Origin of the sequence: Pseudonocardia sp. NPDC049635 (assembly GCF_040659795.1) — a bacterium.
GTDB lineage: Bacteria > Actinomycetota > Actinomycetes > Mycobacteriales > Pseudonocardiaceae > Pseudonocardia.
On the sequence record NZ_JBFAON010000008.1, the window covers coordinates 65076 to 82096 of the forward strand.

The window sequence follows — 17021 nt, forward strand, 5'->3', positions numbered from 1 at the left end:
TAGCGGGTGATGCATGCGTCCGACTCGCCAGACCCCCGGTCCGGCCCCGCCCCGTCGCCGTTCGACACCGCGGACCCGGACTTCCTCGACGATCCCTATCCCGACTACGCCGCGCTCCGCGCCGCCGGCCCGGTGCACGATCACCCCGGGCTCGGCCTGCCGGTCGCGGTCACCCACGCGGCCTGCTCCGCGGTGTTGCGCGACCGCGGTCTCGGCCGGGTCTGGACCGACGCCCGCCCCGAGGCCGAGCTGGCCGCGTTCAACCTGCTGCACCGCAACTCATTGCTGGAGCGGGAGGGCGAACCGCACACCCGGTTACGCCGGCTGGTGGCCGCCGCGTTCGCCCGCGGGCACACCAGGCGGCTCGCCCCGCTGGTGCGCGCCCGCGCCACCGCACTCGTCGAGGAACTCGTCACCCGGGTGCGCGACGGCGAACCGGCCGACCTGGTCACGCTGGTCGCGGAGCCGCTGCCGGTCCAGGTCATCGCCGACCTGCTCGGCGTGCCGGAGAACCGGCGTGCGCCGCTGCGCGAGTGGTCGGACGCGATCGTCGCGATGTACGAGCCCGATCCCGGGCCGGACGCGCGCCGTGCGGCCGAACGGGCGGCCGCGGAGTTCGTCGTGATGCTGCGTGACCTGGTCGCCGAACGCACCCGGCACGGATCCGGGGCCGGGCCGGACCGGACGGCGGAGGGCACCGGCGACCTCATCGGCGACCTGCTGGTCGTCCGCGACTCCGGGGACCGGATCGGTGCCGACGAGCTCGTCGGCACCGCAGCGCTGCTGTTGATGGCCGGGCACGAGGCGACCGTCAACGTGATCGGCAACGGGGTGCACGCGCTGCTGCGGCACCCGGCTCAGTGGCGACGCCTGCTCGCCGATCCGGGGCTGATCGGTACGGCCGTCGAGGAACTCATCCGGTTCGACGCCCCGCTGCAGCTGTTCGAGCGGACCGCGGTGGTGGACACGACGGTCGCCGGGTACCCGGTCGCGGCCGGCGGCCGGATCGGGGCGCTGCTCGGCGCGGCCGGCCGGGACCCCGCCGTCTTCGGTGCCGACGCCGACCGGCTCGACGTCGGCCGGTCGCCGAACCCGCACCTGGGCTTCGGCGCGGGTGTGCACTACTGCCTCGGGGCCCCGTTGGCCCGCCTCGAGATCGCCGAGGTGCTGCGCGCGCTGCTGTTCCTGCTCCCCGACGCGGCACCGGACGGTGCCCCGGTCCGCAGGCCCCGGTTCGTCATGCGCGGCTGGTCGGAACTGCGGCTCACCACCTCGACCGAACGGCCCTCGTCGTGCTGAGCCGAACGAATCATCGTCGAGCGCCATCCGAAGAATTGCGTTGAGCGCACCCGAAATGACCCCGAGGGTGGTTCGAAGAATTGCCGGTGCGCCGTCGACCACATCCGGCGGGCGTGCTGGAATCACCCCGGTGGAATCGTGGTCGGAAGTGCTCAGGGACGCACTCGACGCACCCGGTGTCCGGTATGCCTGCGTGGCCGACCCGGGCACCGGACAGGTCGTGGCCGCACACGTGGCGGCGGCGACCGTCGCGCGCACCCCGGCCGACGGCTCGGCGCCGGCCGTCGAGGCCGCGGGGCCGGCCGAGGGTGTCCCGGGAGGGGTCGCGGTGGTACTCGGCTGGGCCGGCGCGGAGACCGCGACGCCGGCCGGCGCGCGCTTCGAGGACGCCGTGATCACCACCGGCGCGACCTACCACCTGGTGCGCACGTTGCACCGCGACGGCGCGACCCTACTGGCGTATCTGCAGGTGGACCGGGTGCGCGGCAACCTCGCGCTGGCCCGGCGAGCGCTGCTGGCGCTCCCGTCGAATCCGACGACGGTGCCGGTGCAGGGCTCCGCCCCGGCTGCCGAGCGGATCCCACCGGCCGCGATCCCGCTCCCCCGCCGGGCCCCGGCCGGGCAGCCCCCACCGGCGCCGGCCCCGACGAGCACCGCGACCGAACCACCGGACCGGCCGGGCAGTCGCTGGTCCGACGACCTGCGCACGATGGCGCGGATCCTCACCGGGCTGCGACGCCTCGACCGGCCGTCCGCGACGGAGAGTTGACGTATCGTGATTCAGGGTTATTGTTATGCACTCGCCGGGACATTTCGATGACGATCTTTCCGTTCCTCGCGGAGAGCTTCCCGGTGCCCGCTCCCTGATCATTGAACACGGCCGCGTCGATGCGCCGTGCGGAGGCAGACCACATGAACAACATCGATCGTTCACTGGACATGGCGGCCAACATCAAGGGCGCCTTCGCGGTCGCGATCGTCGACTACGACAGCGGCATGACGCTGGGGTCGCGCGGCGGCAGCCCGGAGTTCGACCTGGACGTCGCCGCACCCGGCAACTCCGAGGTCGTGCGCACCAAGCTCGAGGTCATGCAGAAGCTCGGGCTCCGGGAGGGCATCGAGGACATCCTGATCACGCTGGACAGCCAGTACCACCTGATCCGGATCATCCGCGGCACCGACGAGCAGCTGTTCTTCTACCTGGTGCTCAACCGCGCCCAGGCCAACCTGGCGATGGCCCGGCGCGACCTGCGCGTCATCGAGCAGCAGTTCACGATGTCGTCGCCGCAGGCGGCCCCGCAGCAGTCGGGCCAGGCGTTCTTCCCCGCGCAGCAGCGCTGAGCCGCCCGACCGCGTGGGACGTCACTGGCATTCGGTCACGGTCCGGACCGACGGCCTCGCCGCGGTGCTCGGGCCGCTGCTCACCGACCCCCGGATCCGGTCCGCCGCGTTGATCGACGTCGACAGCGGGATGGTGCTCGACGTGTGCGGGCCGGACACTTCGGCCGGTCGGTTCGGGCTGGGCAGGCCCGCCGAGCACGACCACCGCGACGAGGTCCGCGGGGCCGCGCACGCCGAGCTGGTCCGGATCGGGCTCGCGCTGGCGCCCGGTTCCGGCGGGTTGATCACGCTGGTGCTGGAGGCCGGGCCGGACCGGCACGTCCTGCACACCGTGGCCGATCCGCACGGCGGCCGGCTCGCGCTGTCGGTCGTCGTGCGCGGGTCGGACCGGACGGTCGCAAAGGTGCGCAAGCGGCTGCGCGCGATCTCGGAGACCGCCCTCACCGCGGGGCCGTCGGTCGCCGTGCGACCGGGCTCCGCGGGGTGGCGGGTGCCCGGTCGGGCGGGCACCGCTCCGGTGGACCCGGGAAGCGCCGGCCCCGGCCGGCCGGGTGCGGCACCCGCCCCCGGCCGGACCGGTGCAGGTCCGGCAGCACCCGACCGGGCCGGCCCGCGACCGGGCGGCCCCGACCTGGCCGGCCCGGGATCGGCGGGACCCGGATCGGCCGGCCCGGGATCGGCGGGACCCGGGCCGGGGAACTCCGGCCCGGTGACGTCGGGGCGGGCCGGACGAGGGTCGGCCGGGCCCGGCGAACCCACGCTGGGCGGCCCGCCCCCGGGGCCGGGCGCACCCGGGTACACCGGAGCACCGGCCGTCGCGCTCCCCGCGCCGCGCTACGCCGGGCGACCCCCGGTGCACGCCGACCCGGCCTCACCGGGCACCGGGGCGTCGACGACAGGCGCCCGGCCCGAACCCCGATCCGAGGGCGGTCACGCCGAGGTCACCATGCCGTCCCGCCCGATCGTCCCCGCCAGCCCGGCCGCAGCACCGGGCCCGACGCCGGATCCGGCTCGGGCCGCTGCGGCGTCGACGCTGCCGGAGCGCCCGGACCCGGCCGCACGAGAATCTCCCGAGGACCACGCGGCCCCGGCTCCAGCAGACCGGTGATCCACCGGACGACACGGATCGTCCGGTACGCGGTCACCGCGGCGAACGCGTCCGCCCAGGCGTGCAGCACCACCCCGTCGGCGAGCGCCTGGGTGCCGCTCCGGAAGCGGCCGAGGAACGCGAGCGCGGCGAGCAGCACGCAGACACCCCACAGCACCCACCAGACCAGGATCTCCCGCGACGGGGTGGGCCGCCGGTCGGCGGGCAGCCCCAGCGCGGCGTGTTCGGTCTCGGCGAGCAGGGAGCCGGGTGCCGTGAGGTTCCACCCGGGCACCACCCAGCCCGCGACGATCCGGCGTCGGCTGCGCCACGGCCGCAGTCCTGCCTGCTCGGCGGCGGCCCGGCAGGACCAGAGACTCCACGAGATCACCAGCACCCCGGCTGCGATCACCGCCGCCACCGCGGACCAGCCGCCGAACCAGACCATCGCGTCCGACCAGGCCACGACACCCGGGGACAGCGCGTCCGACCGGCTCTCCAGGAGAAGGGCGTACCGCCAGATCTCGGCGGCGGCCGCGACCGCGCTCATCACGACGACCACCCACAGCACCGGGATGAGCTGCCCGGCCAGCCAGCGGACCCGGTCGAGCGGGCCAGGCGGGTCGGCCGCGCCGGCCGGCGGCCGCCACGGCCCGACCGGGAGACCCCAGCGGGGCACCGATCGGTAGCGCGGCGGCCCGGTGTAGCGGACCGGGGCCGGCTCCGGGCCGCGGGGGCGCAACGAGTCCGGCAGGACCGCCGGATCCGGTGGCGTCGCCACCCAGTCCAGTGCCGCCAGGTAGCGGCCGCACCAGGGGCAGAAGGCGCCGCTGCCCGGCCCGGCCTGCCGGCCGCACCGTGGGCAGGGCGGCGGTGCCGCTGGGGACGCCAAGGCCTCAGGCGATCCGGGGCGCGCTGCCGTCGTCGGTGATCACGTCGCGACCGGCGGCGGCCCAGTCCTGCATGCCGCCCGCGACGTTCACCGCGGGGAAGCCCTGCTGGTTGAGGTACGCGACCACCCTGGCGGAACGACCGCCGGAACGGCACACGACGTAGAGCGGATCATCGCCCGGAACCTCGGCCACCCGGCCCGCCAGCTCGGACATCGGGAGGTGACGGGCGGACGGGGCGTGTCCGGCCGTCCACTCGTCGAGCTCACGGACGTCCAGCATCGGGGCGTCGGCAGGAAGGTCGGACACGCTGACGGTGGGCACCGGCTCGGACATGCCCGCCATCCTGCCACGCCGCACCGTCAACCCCCGGTGAGCCGGGACCGCTCAGCGCACGCCCGGCGGCGTCACGACCGGGGGTCGTCGCGGTAGAGCGACCCGTGCGGGATCGTCATCTCATTGGCGTCCAGCGGCGGTTCGCCCGGCCCGGTGCTCGCCGGGGCCGGACGCTGCTCGCTCGTCCCGCGGATGCCTGACGGCGGCCGGTACGCACCGGTCACACCGGACCCGCCGAACAGGTCCCCGGCCTGCCTGCCGGTCGGCTGCCGACGATCCGGCGCCGGGGTGGTCGGCGCCCATCCGGGACGGGTGCTGCGGTCACCGCGGTAGGCCGGGACGGCGCCGACCGACGTGGTGGTCACGGGCGGCCGCTTCGGCTGCTCCTTCGGGGCGGTCGTGGCACGGACCGCGCCCGCGCCGGTCAGCGACCGGACCTCCATCTCCGCGTAGCGGGCGGCGCCGAACCGCTCGGTGCCACCGAGGAACGTGCCGACGGCCCCGAGCAGGAACGAGGCCGGGATCGAGACCAGTCCCGGGTTCGACAGCGGGAAGACGGCGAAGTCGGCACCGGGGATCATCGAGTTCGGCGAACCGGACACCGCGGGCGAGACCACGATCAGGCCCACGCAGATGAGCACACCACCGTAGATGCTGCACAGCGCCCCGGTGGTGTTGAACCGCTTCCAGAACAGCGAGAACAGGATGGTCGGCAGGTTCGCCGAGGCCGCGACGGCGAACGCCAGCGCGACGAGGAACGCCACGTTCTGACCGTTGGCGACGATGCCGCCACCGATCGCGACCAACCCGATCACCAGCGCGGTGGTGCGGGCGACCCGTACCTCGGCGTCCGGCGTGGCGTTGCCCCGGCGGAGCACGCCCGCGTACACGTCGTGCGCGAACGAGGCGGACGCGGTGATCGTCAACCCGGCGACGACGGCGAGGATCGTCGCGAACGCGACGGCCGCGATCAGACCGAGCATGATCTCGCCACCGAGCGCGTAGGCCAGCAGCGGCGCCGCGTCGTTCTGGTTCTCCCTGGTGACCGCGCCGGGCGGGAGCAACGCCATGGCGCCGTACCCGAGCACCAGCGTGAACAGGTAGAACGTGCCGATCAGCCAGATCGCCCAGACCACCGAGCGGCGGGCTTCCTTGGCCGAGGGCACCGTGTAGAAGCGCATCAGGATGTGCGGCAGGCCGGCGGTGCCGAGCACCAGCGCCAGCCCCAGCGAGATGAAGTCGACCTTGTTCGTGTACTGCAGGCCCGGTTCGAGCACCGCCTCGCCGTGCTCGGAGTTCTCGGTCGCGCGGTCCATCACCGTGGACAGGTCGAAGCCGTACCGGCCGAGCACCCAGGTCGTCATCACGGCGGACCCGACGAGCAGCAGGCCGGCCTTGATGATCTGTACCCAGGTGGTGCCCTTCATCCCGCCGAACAGCACGTAGACGACCATCAGCCCGCCCACGACGACGATCACCATCGCCTGCGAGAACGAGTCGTCCTTCGGGATCTGCAGCAGCAGCGAGATCAACCCGCCGGCGCCCGCCATCTGGGCCACCAGGTAGAACAGCGACACGACCAGGGTGGACGTCGCGGCGGCCGCGCGGACCGGGCGCTGGCGCATCCGGAAGGCCAGCACGTCACCCATCGTGAAACGGCCGGTGTTGCGGAGCAGCTCGGCGACCAGCAGCAGCGCCATCAGCCAGCCGACCAGGAAGCCGATCGAGTAGAGGAACCCGTCGTAGCCGTAGAGCGCGATCGCACCGGCGATCCCGAGGAACGACGCGGCGGACAGGAAGTCCCCGGCGATCGCGGTGCCGTTCTGCGGGCCGGTGAAGGCGTGCCCACCGGTGTAGTAGTCGGCGCGGGTCGCGTTGGTGCGGCTGACCCGCAGCACGATCAGCAGCGTCACGATCACGAACAGCAGGAAGAACCCGAGATTGGCCGTGACGCTGCCGACGGACTCGGCCTGGGCCAGCGCGGCGCCGGTCACGCCCGCACCTCCGTCGTCCCGGCGAGACCGGTCTCCACCCGGGCCCGCAGCTCCGCGGCCGGCCCGTCGATCTCCCGCTCGGCGAACCGCACGTACAGCGTGGTGATCACGAAGGTGCTGACGAACTGACCGAGGCCGATCAGCAGGCCGATCGTGACCGTGTCACCGACGCGGATCGACATGAAGCCGGGGGCGTAGCTGGCGAGTACGACGAAGGCCAGGTACCAGGCCAGGAAGATCGCGGTCATGGGGAACACGTACCGGCGCAGCCGGGTACGGAACGCCCGGAACTCGGGGCTGGCCTGGACCTGTTGGTACACGGTCCCGGCCGGCCCCCCTGCAGGGCTGCTCATGGCGCCGTTCACCGGCCTTTCGCATCGTGCTGAAGGGGGTGCGGGGCGCCGCGGCCGGTGAGCCGCGGGACACCCTTACCCCGCACAACGACGACGGGCGCCAGGAGCGACGATCGAACGTCCCGAACGGCGGAAAGTTGCCCGGTCCGGACCAACCGTTCGGCCGATCCGGTTACTCAAGGTAGTTGCTTTGCGGGCCTATATCAGGTCCGGTCGTCGAGCCTGTCACGCATAAGGCCCAACCTCTCGGGTGCGTGGAGTCGCAGCATCACCTGGCCCGCGTCCTCCGGCCTGCGGGACCGGGTGAGCAGCGAGAGGGCGACCATCGTGGCGAACGCGAGCGGCACGCTCACGATCGCCGGGCGGTACAACAGCATCTCGACCCAGCCGGCGGCCGGCCCGAGGAAGGCGGTGTCGAGCCGAGCGAGGGCGGCCACCACGGCCGCGGCCGACGTGACCCCGCCGACCAGGACGCCGCCGATCGCGCCGACGTCGGTGAGACCGCGCCACCAGATGCCGAGCACGAGCAGCGGACAGAAGGTCGACGCGGCCACCGCGAAGACGAGCGCGACGGCCTCGGCGAAGTTCAGCCCGGTCGGGATGAGTGCCACCACGGTCGGCGGCAACCCGGCGATCACGGTGGCCAGCGGGAACTGCCGGGTCACCCGTCCCTTGCCGGGCAGCACGTCGGTGGACACGACGCTGGCCAGGCTCACCAGCAGGCCGGACGCGGTCGAGAGGAACGCGGCCCACGCCCCGGCCGCGACCAGCCCGGCGACCAGCGCACCGAGCAGCCCACTGCCCAGGATGGCGGTGGGCAGCAGCAGCACCGCGGCGTCCGACCGCCCGGTGACCAGCAACTGCGGGGTGTACACCCGGGCCAGCACACCCATCAGCGTCACCAGGATGTAGAAGCCGCCGAGCATGGCCAGTACGACGACCGCGCTGCGCCGGGCCGCCCGCCCGTCGGAGTTGGTGTAGAAGCGGCCCAGCACGTGCGGCAGGCCCATCGTGCCGAGGAAGGTGGCCAGGATCAGCGAGTAGGTGCCGAGCAGCTGATGCTCCCCGGAGCCCGCGAAGGGACGCAACCAGCTCTCGTCGTCGGTGGGCGCACCGCTGGTGACCGGCACCGGGTCACCGGCCGCGAAGGCCAGCTCGGTGCCGGCTGCGACGTCGTGCGAGGACCCGGCGACCCAGCGCAGCGGACCGTCGACCGGTACCCCGTTCACGATGCCGCGGGCCGTCACGTCGACCGAGAGCCGGACGTCCAGCGTCACCGGCGTCGTCACCGAGACGGTCGTCGGCTCACGGAACTCGGGCGGCTCGTCGCGGGAGAACGTGTGGCCGTCGCCGAACCAGATCACCAGACCGATCACCGCGGGGACGGCCAGCGCGGTCAGCTTGAACCAGTACTGGAACGCCTGTACGAACGTCACCGAGCGCATGCCGCCGAGCGCGACGGTGGCCAGCACGACGACGCCCGCGCCGGCCGAGCCGATCCAGTCCGGCAGGCCGGTGACGATGCCCAGGGTCAGTCCGGCCCCCTGCAGCTGCGGCAGCAGGTAGAGCCAGCAGATCACGATGACGACGGCCGCGCAGACCCGGCGCAGAGCCGGCGAGGCGAGCCGGGCGTCGGCGAAGTCGGGCACCGTGTAGGCGCCGGAGCGGCGCAGCGGGGCCGCCACGAACAGCAGGAGCAGCAGATAACCCGCGGTGTAGCCGACGGCGTACCAGAGCCCGTCGACACCCTCCACCAGGATCAGCCCGGCGATGCCGAGGAACGACGCCGCGGACAGGTACTCGCCCGAGATCGCCCCCGCGTTCAACCGGGACGGCACGGTACGCGAAGCGACCAGGAAGTCCGAGGTCAGCCGGGTACGGTGGGCGATCGAGCCGATGACCGCGGACACCACGGCCACCAGGACGATCGCGACCAGCGACGCGACGGCCGTAGCGCTCACCGATCCGCCACGTCGTCGGCGAAGTCCTGCTCGACCGACTCGGCCGAGCGCACGTACCACCAGCCCAGACCGAGCAGGAACGGGTAGACGAGCAGGCCGAGCAGCAGCCAGGGCAGCCGGATCCCGGCCACCTCGATCTCGCCGAGCACCGGCAGCGCCATGAACAGCACCGGCAGCATGCCCAGGGTGAACAGCGCGACCAGGCTCACCCGCAACGCGAGCAGGAGCTGGGTCCGGACCAGCGAGTTGCGCAGCAGCGTGCCGACCGCGCCGGGGTCCTGCACGTCGGACAGTCCGCGCGACGAGTGCGCGGTCGACCGGCGCTCGGACAGCACGATCCGCACGCGGTTGCTGCCCGGGCCGTCGTCGGAGTCGGCGGCCTCCTGCACCGGTACGTCGGTCGGTGGAGCGGCGAACCGGCGGGGCCGGGCACCGGTGTAGGGAGCGAGCGAGGTGGCCAGGAGATCGGCACCCGGCTCCGGGAGCGGGGCCGGGGCGACCGGAGCGTCGAGCCCCGGGGCGCGCCAGATGACCTCGGTGCGCTCGGCGGCGGGGCCGCGCAGCTCGTCGTGCGGATCGCCCGGGTCCTCGTCGTCGTGGGCAGCGTCGTCGTGGGCAGCGTCGTCCGGGGCGTGCTCGTGCAGGTCACCGCCGTACGGGTGATCACCATGCAGGTCACCGCCGGGCAGGTCACCGCCGGGCAGGCCACCGTCCGGGGTGCCCTCGTCCGGGTCGGCGGCATAGCGGCCGCCGTACCGGTCCCGGTTCAGGTCCTCGTGCGAGGCCGTGCCCGCGTCGCCGGACCGGGCGGCCCGCAGGTCCGGGTCCGCGGGATCGGCAGCCCCGGCGGGGGACGCGCTGCCGGCCGGGCCCGCGGGCACCTCGGGTGCGCTGCGGCGCCCCGCCGCGGTCCAGCGGGTCGGGACAGGCTTGGTCTCGGGGTGCTCCTCCACCCCGGTGCCGGCTCCGACGTCGGCCGAGCTCGCGTCGGCAGCGGTCTCGCCGGCCACGCCGAGCAAGGCGCTCCGGTCCGGGGCCCAGCCGCGACGCCACTCCGTCGTCGCACCCGGGATGCGCCGCGGCAGCCCGGCCGCACCGGTGACCGGGGGCCACTGCTTGCCGCTGTCGGTGGGCCCGGCCGCGGCGGACCAGCCACCGGACGCGGCCGGGTCCCGCACGCCGGCCGGGGCGTAGGGGTCCGGCATCAGCGTGGAGCGCGGACGTGGGTGTCCGGAACGCGCCCGGGGCCGCCGCGGCCCGCGAGGGTCGTCGTCGGCCCCCGGGTCGCGTTCCACCTCCGGCCCGTCCCCGGCTCGGGGCCCGTCCTCGGCCCCGGGATCGGACTCGGGTTCGGACGGCCCGTCCTCCTGCGACGGTGACCCGCCCGGGCCCGCGGCAGCGCGGCGCAGCGGCGCAGCATCCGCAACCGCGGGGCGCGGCGGCGCAGCGGCGGGAGGTGGCGTGGCGGCGTCCACAACCGAGGGAGGCGGCGGCGCGACAGGGCCCGCCACCGCGTGAGGCGATGGCGCAGCCGGATCCGCCACCGCGTGAGGCGGCGGCGCGACAGGGTCCGCAACCGCGGGGCGCGGCGGCGGCGCGGGCTCCGCAGCGGCGGAGGGTGGCGCCGCAGACTCGACTCGGGCGTGTCTGCCCGACCCACCGGCGCGGTCCGCGACCCGGCGTGCGATCTCCTGCTGCAGCCAGCCCGGACCCTGGGTCCCGGTCTCGTCGGCTCCGGTCCTCGCCTCGCGCCGGGAGCGGCGTCCCGGCCGGTCCACGGCCGCCGGGGCGGACCCGGCGACCGCACCACCCTCGGCTCCGGCTCCGGCTCCCGCTCCGGCTCCGGCCCGCTCCGCGGCCGACCCCCCGGCGGGCCCCGCAGGCGGATGTCCGCTCCCGGCCGACCCCCCGGCGGGCCCCGCAGGCGGGTGTCCGCTCCCGGCCGTCTCCGCCACCGCGGGCCCCGCAGGCGGGTGTCCGCTCCCGAGCGTCTCCGCCACCGCGGGCCCCGCTGCGGGGGCTCCGCTCCCGGCGGCGGAGCCGGGGGGCCGCCCCGCACCGGCGTCTCCGACCGAGCGCTGCTCCCCGCCGGTGGGCGGCCGCGGGACTCCACCGGAGAACGCCGGACTGCGCGGCCGCGGCGCGACCGGGCCGGCCGCCCCGGCACGTGGGTGCTGCCCCTCGATCTGATCCGGCCCCGGCGCGTCCGGCTGCCCCGCCGGGGTGGAGCCGTGGCGGGACGCCCCGCCCGGGGCGCGAGCGGGGCCTGCCGCGTCACGGACCGCGCGGTTGGGCCACACGGCAGGCTCGCGCGGCGCGGCGGGACCAGGGGCGCCGGAACCGTCGTGATCGTCCGGCGTCTGGTGCTCGGACGTCGGGCGCACCGACGGCTGGAGGCCGCCGGTGGACCTGCTCACCTCTGGCTCCACGCCTGCTTGGTCGCGCGGACGAGGCGGTCCTTCAGTTCACGGGTGTGCCGGCGGCTGACCGGCAGCTCGGCGGTCTCCGGCCCCGAACCGATCCGGACGACGTAGCCCGAGCCCGCCAGCCGCAACTCGGTGACCAGCGGCAACGCGACCAGGAACGAGCGGTGGATACGGACGAAACCGGCGTCGCGCCAGCGGTCCTCCAGCACCGACAGCGGGATCCGCACGAGGTGGCTCCCGTCGGTGGTGTGCAACCGGGCGTAGTCCCCCTGGGCCTCGACATAACGCACCGCGGAGCGCGGCACGAGCTTGGTGGTTCCGGCCAGCTCGACCGGGATCACCTCGTCGTCACCGGAGTCGTCCCGGGCCTGCTCGACGGGCCCGGTACGACGGGTGGACAGGATCCGGTCCAGCGCAGCGGAGAGCCGCTCGGTGCGCAGCGGCTTGAGCAGGTAGTCGATGGCGCCGACGTCGTAGGCGTCGACGGCCCGGTCGTCGTGCGCGGTGACGAACACGATCGCCGGCTGGACCGCCATGTTCTTCAGGACCCGGGCGAGTTCCAGACCGTCCAGCCCGGGCATCCGGATGTCGAGGAACACGGCGTCGATGTCGGTCTGCTCGGCGATGTCACCGGCACCACCGGACGGCCCGCCGGCCGGGGCGCCCGCCCGGCGACCGTTCAGGATGCGCAGCGCCTCGGTGGACTCACCGGCCTTGAGAACGGTGGAGACCCGCGCGTCCTCGTTCAGCAGGAATGCCATCTCCTCGAGCGCGGGCTGCTCGTCGTCCACCGCGAGCACGACCAGTCCCCGAGTGGTGTCGTTGCTGTCCACGATCTCCTCATCCTGCTTCCGGTCCCGGACCGGGATCGCACCGATCTCGATGATCGCCCGGCACCGCGACCATGGTGACGTGCCGACGCGCTGAGTGCCAGGGCACGAACCGGATCGGTGACCGTCCGGACACGCGGCGGCATCCCCGCACGAGTGCGGCAGCTCGTTGTCTCACAACCCGAACCGCGCCCAGGTGGCCCTCGTCTCGACCGCCGCCAGCAGCTCCGACCCGAGCGCCGCGGGATCCACTCCCGGGTGACCGAGGGACACCGCACCACCCGCCCCCAGCCGGGCGAGCAACGGCTTGCGCGCCTCGACCGGTCGCTGCTCGGCGTCCGGGAACCGCTCGGTGAGCACGTCGTGCGCGGTGCCGATCCCGTCGATCAGGCCGAGCTCGCGGGCCCGGTCACCCAGCCACACCTCGCCGTCGAACAGCTCGGTGTCGCTCGCCAGCCGGTCCCCGCGCCGCTCCCGGACCCAGGCCACGAACCGCTCGTGCAGCTGCTCCTGCAGCGCGGTCAGCCAGGCGACGTCCTCCGGCTTCTCGGGCAGGAACGGATCCAGCCGGGCCTTCGACCCGCCCACGGTGTGCAGCCGCCGGGTCACCCCCCAGCGGTCGATCAACCCGTCGAGCCCGAACCCGGCGCTGACCACGCCGATCGAGCCGACGATCGAGGTCGAGCAGGCGTAGATCTCGTCGGCCGCGCAGGCCAGCCAGTACCCGCCGGACGCCGCGACGTCCTCGCAGAACGCGAGCACGGGCACGTCCTTCTCCGCGGCCAGGCCGCGGATCCGGTCGCCGATCAGCTGCGACTGGGTCGGTGACCCGCCGGGTGAGTTGATCACCAGGGCGACAGCGGCGAGCCGGTCCGGGGCGAACGCCCGTTCCAGCACCTTCTCCACCGAGGCGGCGTTGAGGACCTGGCGGGGGACCGGGGCTGCCTGGGCGCTGATCACGCCGTGCAGCCGCGCCACGGAGACCACCGGGGAACCGGTCGCACCGACGGTCTCACCGAGTCTGCCCGGCAACCGTGAGGTCACGGCGGCGGGGATGCGCAGGACGTCCATGCGGTCCCACCGTACGCGGGAGCCGTCCGTGACGTGGCGTGACCGGGTCGGCACATCGGGGCGTGTTGCCGCTCACCCGGGTGGCGTAGCGACGCGGGCGCTCAGGCGCGGATCCCCGCCCGGAACTTCGGGACCCGCAGGGTGATCTTCATACCTGCGCCGATGTTGGTGTCGACGACCAGGCCGAAGTTGTCCCCGAACGCCGACCGCATCCGGTCGTCGACGTTGCCCAGGCCGACGTGCGCGCCGGAGAGATGGGCGTCGTCGAGGTCTTCGTTGAGCCGGGCCGGGTCCATACCGACGCCGTCGTCCTCGACGACGATCACGCACTCGGATCCGGCGTTCTCCGCCCGGATGGTGACCGTCCCGCCGTTCGGCTTGCCGGACAGCCCGTGCCGCACGGCGTTCTCCACCAGCGGCTGCAGAGCGAGGAAGGGCAGCACGACGTTCTGCACCTCGGGGTCGATCTGCAACCGGATGTTGAGCCGGTTCCCGAACCGGGCCTTCTCCAGGCGCACGTACCGCTCGATGTTGTTGAGCTCGTCGGTCAGCGTCGTGTACTCACCCGCCGACCGGAACGAGTACCGGGTGAAGTCGGCGAACTCGATCAGCAGCTCCCGGGCCCGGGTCGGGTCGGTCCGGATGAAGGACGCGATCGTGGTCAGTGCGTTGTACACGAAGTGCGGTGAGATCTGGGCCCGCAGCGCACGCACCTCGGCCCGGTTCAGCCGGGCCCGGGAGTCGTCGAGCTCGGCGAGCTCCAGCTGGCTGGAGACGTAGCGGGCGACCTCGCCGGTCGCCCGGAGCACCGGCGGCCCGGCGGTCGCCGGGGTGAGCGCGGCGAGGGTGCCGATGATGTTGCCGTCGCTCTCCAGCGGCACCACGACGATGCCGCGCACCTCGCAGCCCGGCTGGTTGCACTTGATCGAGGTGTGGCTCATCAGCTCCATCCGGCCGGTGGAGATCACCCGGTCGGCGAGGGTCTGCACGTCCTGCTGGTGCTGGTCGGCGCTGCCGTCCCAGCCCAGCACGGTGGCGCGGGAGTCGGTCATCGCCATCGCCGTGCTCTCCAGCAGCTGACGCAGGTAGGGCAGGGCCTGCGAGGCGGAGCGCTGGGACAGCCCCTCCCGCAGCACCGGGGCGGCGAGCGCCACCGTGTGCAGCGCGGAGAAGGTGGCCTTGGCCAGCGGCGAGACCATGTTGTTGCGGCGGTTGCGCTGCCACAGGAACACGAACACGGCGATGACCAGTACGACGACCGCGACGATCAACAGCAGGACCAGGGACGGGGTGAGCCCCGTCTGCCCGTCGACGACGGCGAGTCGCACCGCAACCCCGACCGTCCTGATCACCCTTGCGCCTCCTGGGACGACCTACCTCACCAGCCGGGACAACCGGCGGTCCGCAAGCGGCTTGCCACCAGTCTGACAGGTCGGACAGTACTGGAACGATCTCTCGGCGAACGACACCTCCCGGACGGTGTCGCCGCAGACCGGGCAGGGGAGCCCGGTGCGGGCGTGCACCCGCAGACCGGACCGCTTCTCACCCTTCAGCTCGGCGGCGCCCTGTCCAACCGACCGCTCGACGGCGTCGGTCAGCACCCCGCGCAGTGCCTCGAACAACCTGTCCCGGGCGGCCTCGTCGAGCCGGGAACCGACGGCGTAGGGCGAGAGCCGTGCGGTGTGCAGGATCTCGTCGGAGTAGGCGTTGCCGATCCCGGCGAGCGTCCGCTGGTCGGCCAGCAGTGTCTTGAGCCGCCGGTTGTCGCCGTCGAGCACTCCGTCGAGCCCGGAGCGGGTCAGCTCCAGCGCGTCCGGCCCCAGCCGGGCGATCCCCGGCACCTGGGCCGGGTCCGGCACCAGGTACACGGCGAGCCGCTTCTGGGTGCCGGCCTCGGTCAGGTCGAAACCGGGGCCGCCGACGGTGTCGAGGTGCACCCTCAGCTGCAACGGGCCCCGGCCCGGCTTCGGCGGGGTGCTGCCTGCGGTCGAGTGCCAACGCAGCCAACCGGCCCGCGACAGGTGGGTGACCAGGTGCAACGGCTCACCGGGCCGGTCGGCGAAGTCGACGGAGAGGAACTTCCCGAACCGGGACGCACCGGTCACGATCCGGCCGGTCAGCGCGGAGACCGGCGGGTCGAAGGTCTTCAGCGCACTCATCGACGCCAGGTCCACCCGGGCCACCGGGCGGTACACGGCGTGCTCGCGCAGGTGATGTGCGAGGGCCTCCACCTCCGGCAGTTCGGGCACGGCGCGACTCCTAGTTGATGGGTTGCAACGGACTGTCCGCGTGGCCGGGCGTCGAACGGTTCTTCAGGCTGCGGATCACCACCTTGGTCTCCTCGCGGGCGGTGGCGAGGCCACGGACCATTCCGGTCCACTTCTCCGGTGGCAGGTCGTAGCCACCCTGGGTCTTCGCGGTGATCGTGAACGGCCGCCGCAGCAGCCAGCGGACCGGGAAGAAACCGAGACCGATGATCACCACCAGCCAGTAGAACCAGGGGAAGACCACACCGCTGGGCGCCCAGACCAGCAGGACCAGCCAGAACAGGCCCAGTGTGGACAGAATGAGCACGACCGCGCCGTTGCCCGCGTCGACGTCGTGCTCGAACTCGTCGCCCACGGCGGGCGTGGTCCACTCGATCCGCCGCTGCACCTGCCACTCGCGGTAGTCCGCCGCGATGACCGTCTTCGTCGCCATCCGTCCCGTCCCGGGGTGTCCGCTCGCCCGCCCCTACCGCGATCGATGCTCCCACAGCGCACCGACAGAACCGAGCGCCCGCGCGGGGGTGCCACGACCGTGCGTCAGGCGACCGGCCGGACCATCGCCCAGGTGCGCGGGCCCCCGTGCGGCAGGTCGATCTCGGCGACGACGCCGAAGCCCATCCGCCGGTAGATCTCCACGTTCACCGGGGACGAGGTCTCCAGGAAGGCGGGGAGCCGCTCGGCGTCCGCGGCCGCCAGCCCGGGGGCGAGCACAGCCCGGCACAGTCCGCTCCCCTGCCGCGCGGGCCGGACCCCGACCGGCGCCAGGAACCAGAACGGTCCGGGTGGTCGCAACCGCGCCAGTGCGTCCTCGACGTCGGCGGCCACCGCGGCCCGGTCCCCGGCCAGCTCGGCGAGCCGCGGCGCCACCCGGACCAGTGCCTGGTCCACCACCGGGCCGGAGACGGTCCAGACCGCGACGGCGTCGATGCGCTCCGGCCCGTCGATCACGTGCACCCGCCCGTGCGGCAGCCCGACGGCGCGCAGCAGCAGCTCGTGGCAGGAACGCAACCGCCGGGCGTGATCGTCCCCGGCGATCGTGTGCCGGGTGAACGGGTAGTCGGCGAAGGCGGCGGACAACACGTCCGCGCAGTCGTCGACGTCGGCGGGCGTGGCGTCACGAACGGCGTTCACGGCTGAGCAGGCTACGAACTCCGGGCACCGGTTCC

14 protein-coding genes and 1 pseudogene are annotated in these 17021 nt (G+C 73.8%); 3 read left to right on the forward strand and 12 right to left on the reverse strand.

Annotated elements, in window-relative coordinates; genetic code table 11:
* The first annotated feature begins 9 nt into the window (after nucleotides 1-9).
* The 3 genes from AB0J24_RS12395 to AB0J24_RS12405 all read left to right on the forward strand — a co-directional run bounded on the left by AB0J24_RS12395 (nucleotide 10) and on the right by AB0J24_RS12405 (nucleotide 2640).
* Nucleotides 10-1299 carry a cytochrome P450 gene (locus AB0J24_RS12395; RefSeq protein WP_358679602.1) on the forward strand — a complete coding sequence of 430 codons (1290 nt, stop codon included), beginning with the start codon at nucleotides 10-12 and terminating at the stop codon, nucleotides 1297-1299.
* Between the two features lie 148 nt (nucleotides 1300-1447).
* Nucleotides 1448-2068, forward strand: coding sequence for a hypothetical protein (locus tag AB0J24_RS12400; RefSeq protein WP_358679604.1), 621 nt, complete (start codon nucleotides 1448-1450; stop codon nucleotides 2066-2068).
* A 143-nt stretch (nucleotides 2069-2211) separates the two neighbouring features.
* Nucleotides 2212-2640: a hypothetical protein gene (locus AB0J24_RS12405; RefSeq protein ID WP_358679607.1), complete on the forward strand. Its 429-nt coding sequence runs from the start codon at nucleotides 2212-2214 to the stop codon at nucleotides 2638-2640.
* A gap of 941 nt (nucleotides 2641-3581) precedes the next feature.
* On the opposite strand, the gene AB0J24_RS12410 is transcribed toward AB0J24_RS12405, so the two are convergent.
* The 12 genes and pseudogenes from AB0J24_RS12410 to AB0J24_RS12465 all read right to left on the reverse strand — a co-directional run bounded on the left by AB0J24_RS12410 (nucleotide 3582) and on the right by AB0J24_RS12465 (nucleotide 16986).
* Nucleotides 3582-4619: a DUF4328 domain-containing protein gene (locus AB0J24_RS12410; protein WP_358679610.1), complete on the reverse strand. Its 1038-nt coding sequence runs from the start codon at nucleotides 4617-4619 to the stop codon at nucleotides 3582-3584.
* Nucleotides 4620-4623: 4 nt separating this feature from the next.
* Nucleotides 4624-4953 carry a rhodanese-like domain-containing protein gene (locus AB0J24_RS12415; protein ID WP_358679613.1) on the reverse strand — a complete coding sequence of 110 codons (330 nt, stop codon included), beginning with the start codon at nucleotides 4951-4953 and terminating at the stop codon, nucleotides 4624-4626.
* 401 nt (nucleotides 4954-5354) lie between these two features.
* Nucleotides 5355-6932: pseudogene (locus tag AB0J24_RS12420) on the reverse strand (cation acetate symporter); the annotation flags it as partial.
* Nucleotides 6933-6943: 11 nt separating this feature from the next.
* Nucleotides 6944-7300, reverse strand: a complete 357-nt coding sequence (locus AB0J24_RS12425) for a DUF485 domain-containing protein (RefSeq protein ID WP_358679616.1) — start codon at nucleotides 7298-7300, stop codon at nucleotides 6944-6946.
* A gap of 203 nt (nucleotides 7301-7503) precedes the next feature.
* Nucleotides 7504-9261, reverse strand: coding sequence for a cation acetate symporter (locus AB0J24_RS12430; RefSeq protein ID WP_358679619.1), 1758 nt, complete (start codon nucleotides 9259-9261; stop codon nucleotides 7504-7506).
* Nucleotides 9258-10466 (reverse strand): hypothetical protein, encoded by a 1209-nt coding sequence (locus AB0J24_RS12435; protein ID WP_358679622.1) that lies wholly within the window; start codon nucleotides 10464-10466, stop codon nucleotides 9258-9260. Before AB0J24_RS12435 ends, AB0J24_RS12430 begins: the two co-directional genes overlap by 4 nt.
* 1208 nt (nucleotides 10467-11674) lie before the next feature.
* Nucleotides 11675-12520, reverse strand: a complete 846-nt coding sequence (locus AB0J24_RS12440) for a LytTR family DNA-binding domain-containing protein (RefSeq protein WP_358679624.1) — start codon at nucleotides 12518-12520, stop codon at nucleotides 11675-11677.
* Between the two features lie 171 nt (nucleotides 12521-12691).
* Nucleotides 12692-13588 carry a S49 family peptidase gene (locus tag AB0J24_RS12445; RefSeq protein ID WP_358679626.1) on the reverse strand — a complete coding sequence of 299 codons (897 nt, stop codon included), beginning with the start codon at nucleotides 13586-13588 and terminating at the stop codon, nucleotides 12692-12694.
* Between the two features lie 101 nt (nucleotides 13589-13689).
* Nucleotides 13690-14940: a histidine kinase gene (locus AB0J24_RS12450; protein WP_358679628.1), complete on the reverse strand. Its 1251-nt coding sequence runs from the start codon at nucleotides 14938-14940 to the stop codon at nucleotides 13690-13692.
* A gap of 21 nt (nucleotides 14941-14961) precedes the next feature.
* Entirely contained in the window at nucleotides 14962-15837 is an 876-nt protein-coding gene (locus AB0J24_RS12455; RefSeq protein ID WP_358679630.1) for a DNA-formamidopyrimidine glycosylase family protein, read from the reverse strand.
* A gap of 10 nt (nucleotides 15838-15847) precedes the next feature.
* The gene (locus AB0J24_RS12460) at nucleotides 15848-16288 is read right to left on the reverse strand and encodes a hypothetical protein (protein ID WP_358679632.1); all 441 of its coding nucleotides are present in this window, start codon (nucleotides 16286-16288) and stop codon (nucleotides 15848-15850) included.
* A 104-nt stretch (nucleotides 16289-16392) separates the two neighbouring features.
* Nucleotides 16393-16986 carry an N-acetyltransferase gene (locus AB0J24_RS12465; RefSeq protein ID WP_358679634.1) on the reverse strand — a complete coding sequence of 198 codons (594 nt, stop codon included), beginning with the start codon at nucleotides 16984-16986 and terminating at the stop codon, nucleotides 16393-16395.
* Nucleotides 16987-17021 lie beyond the last annotated feature (35 nt).

Bases quoted from the DNA above. Each gene is read 5' to 3' on its own strand.
- AB0J24_RS12460 (WP_358679632.1), bottom strand. From the start codon at position 16,288: ATGGCGACGAAGACGGTCATCGCGGCGGACTACCGCGAGTGGCAGGTG.
- AB0J24_RS12445 (WP_358679626.1), bottom strand. From the start codon at position 13,588: ATGGACGTCCTGCGCATCCCCGCCGCCGTGACCTCACGGTTGCCGGGC.
- AB0J24_RS12425 (WP_358679616.1), bottom strand. From the start codon at position 7,300: ATGAGCAGCCCTGCAGGGGGGCCGGCCGGGACCGTGTACCAACAGGTC.
- AB0J24_RS12395 (WP_358679602.1), top strand. From the start codon at position 10: ATGCATGCGTCCGACTCGCCAGACCCCCGGTCCGGCCCCGCCCCGTCG.
- AB0J24_RS12435 (WP_358679622.1), bottom strand. From the start codon at position 10,466: ATGCCGGACCCCTACGCCCCGGCCGGCGTGCGGGACCCGGCCGCGTCC.
- AB0J24_RS12415 (WP_358679613.1), bottom strand. From the start codon at position 4,953: ATGTCCGAGCCGGTGCCCACCGTCAGCGTGTCCGACCTTCCTGCCGAC.
- AB0J24_RS12405 (WP_358679607.1), top strand. From the start codon at position 2,212: ATGAACAACATCGATCGTTCACTGGACATGGCGGCCAACATCAAGGGC.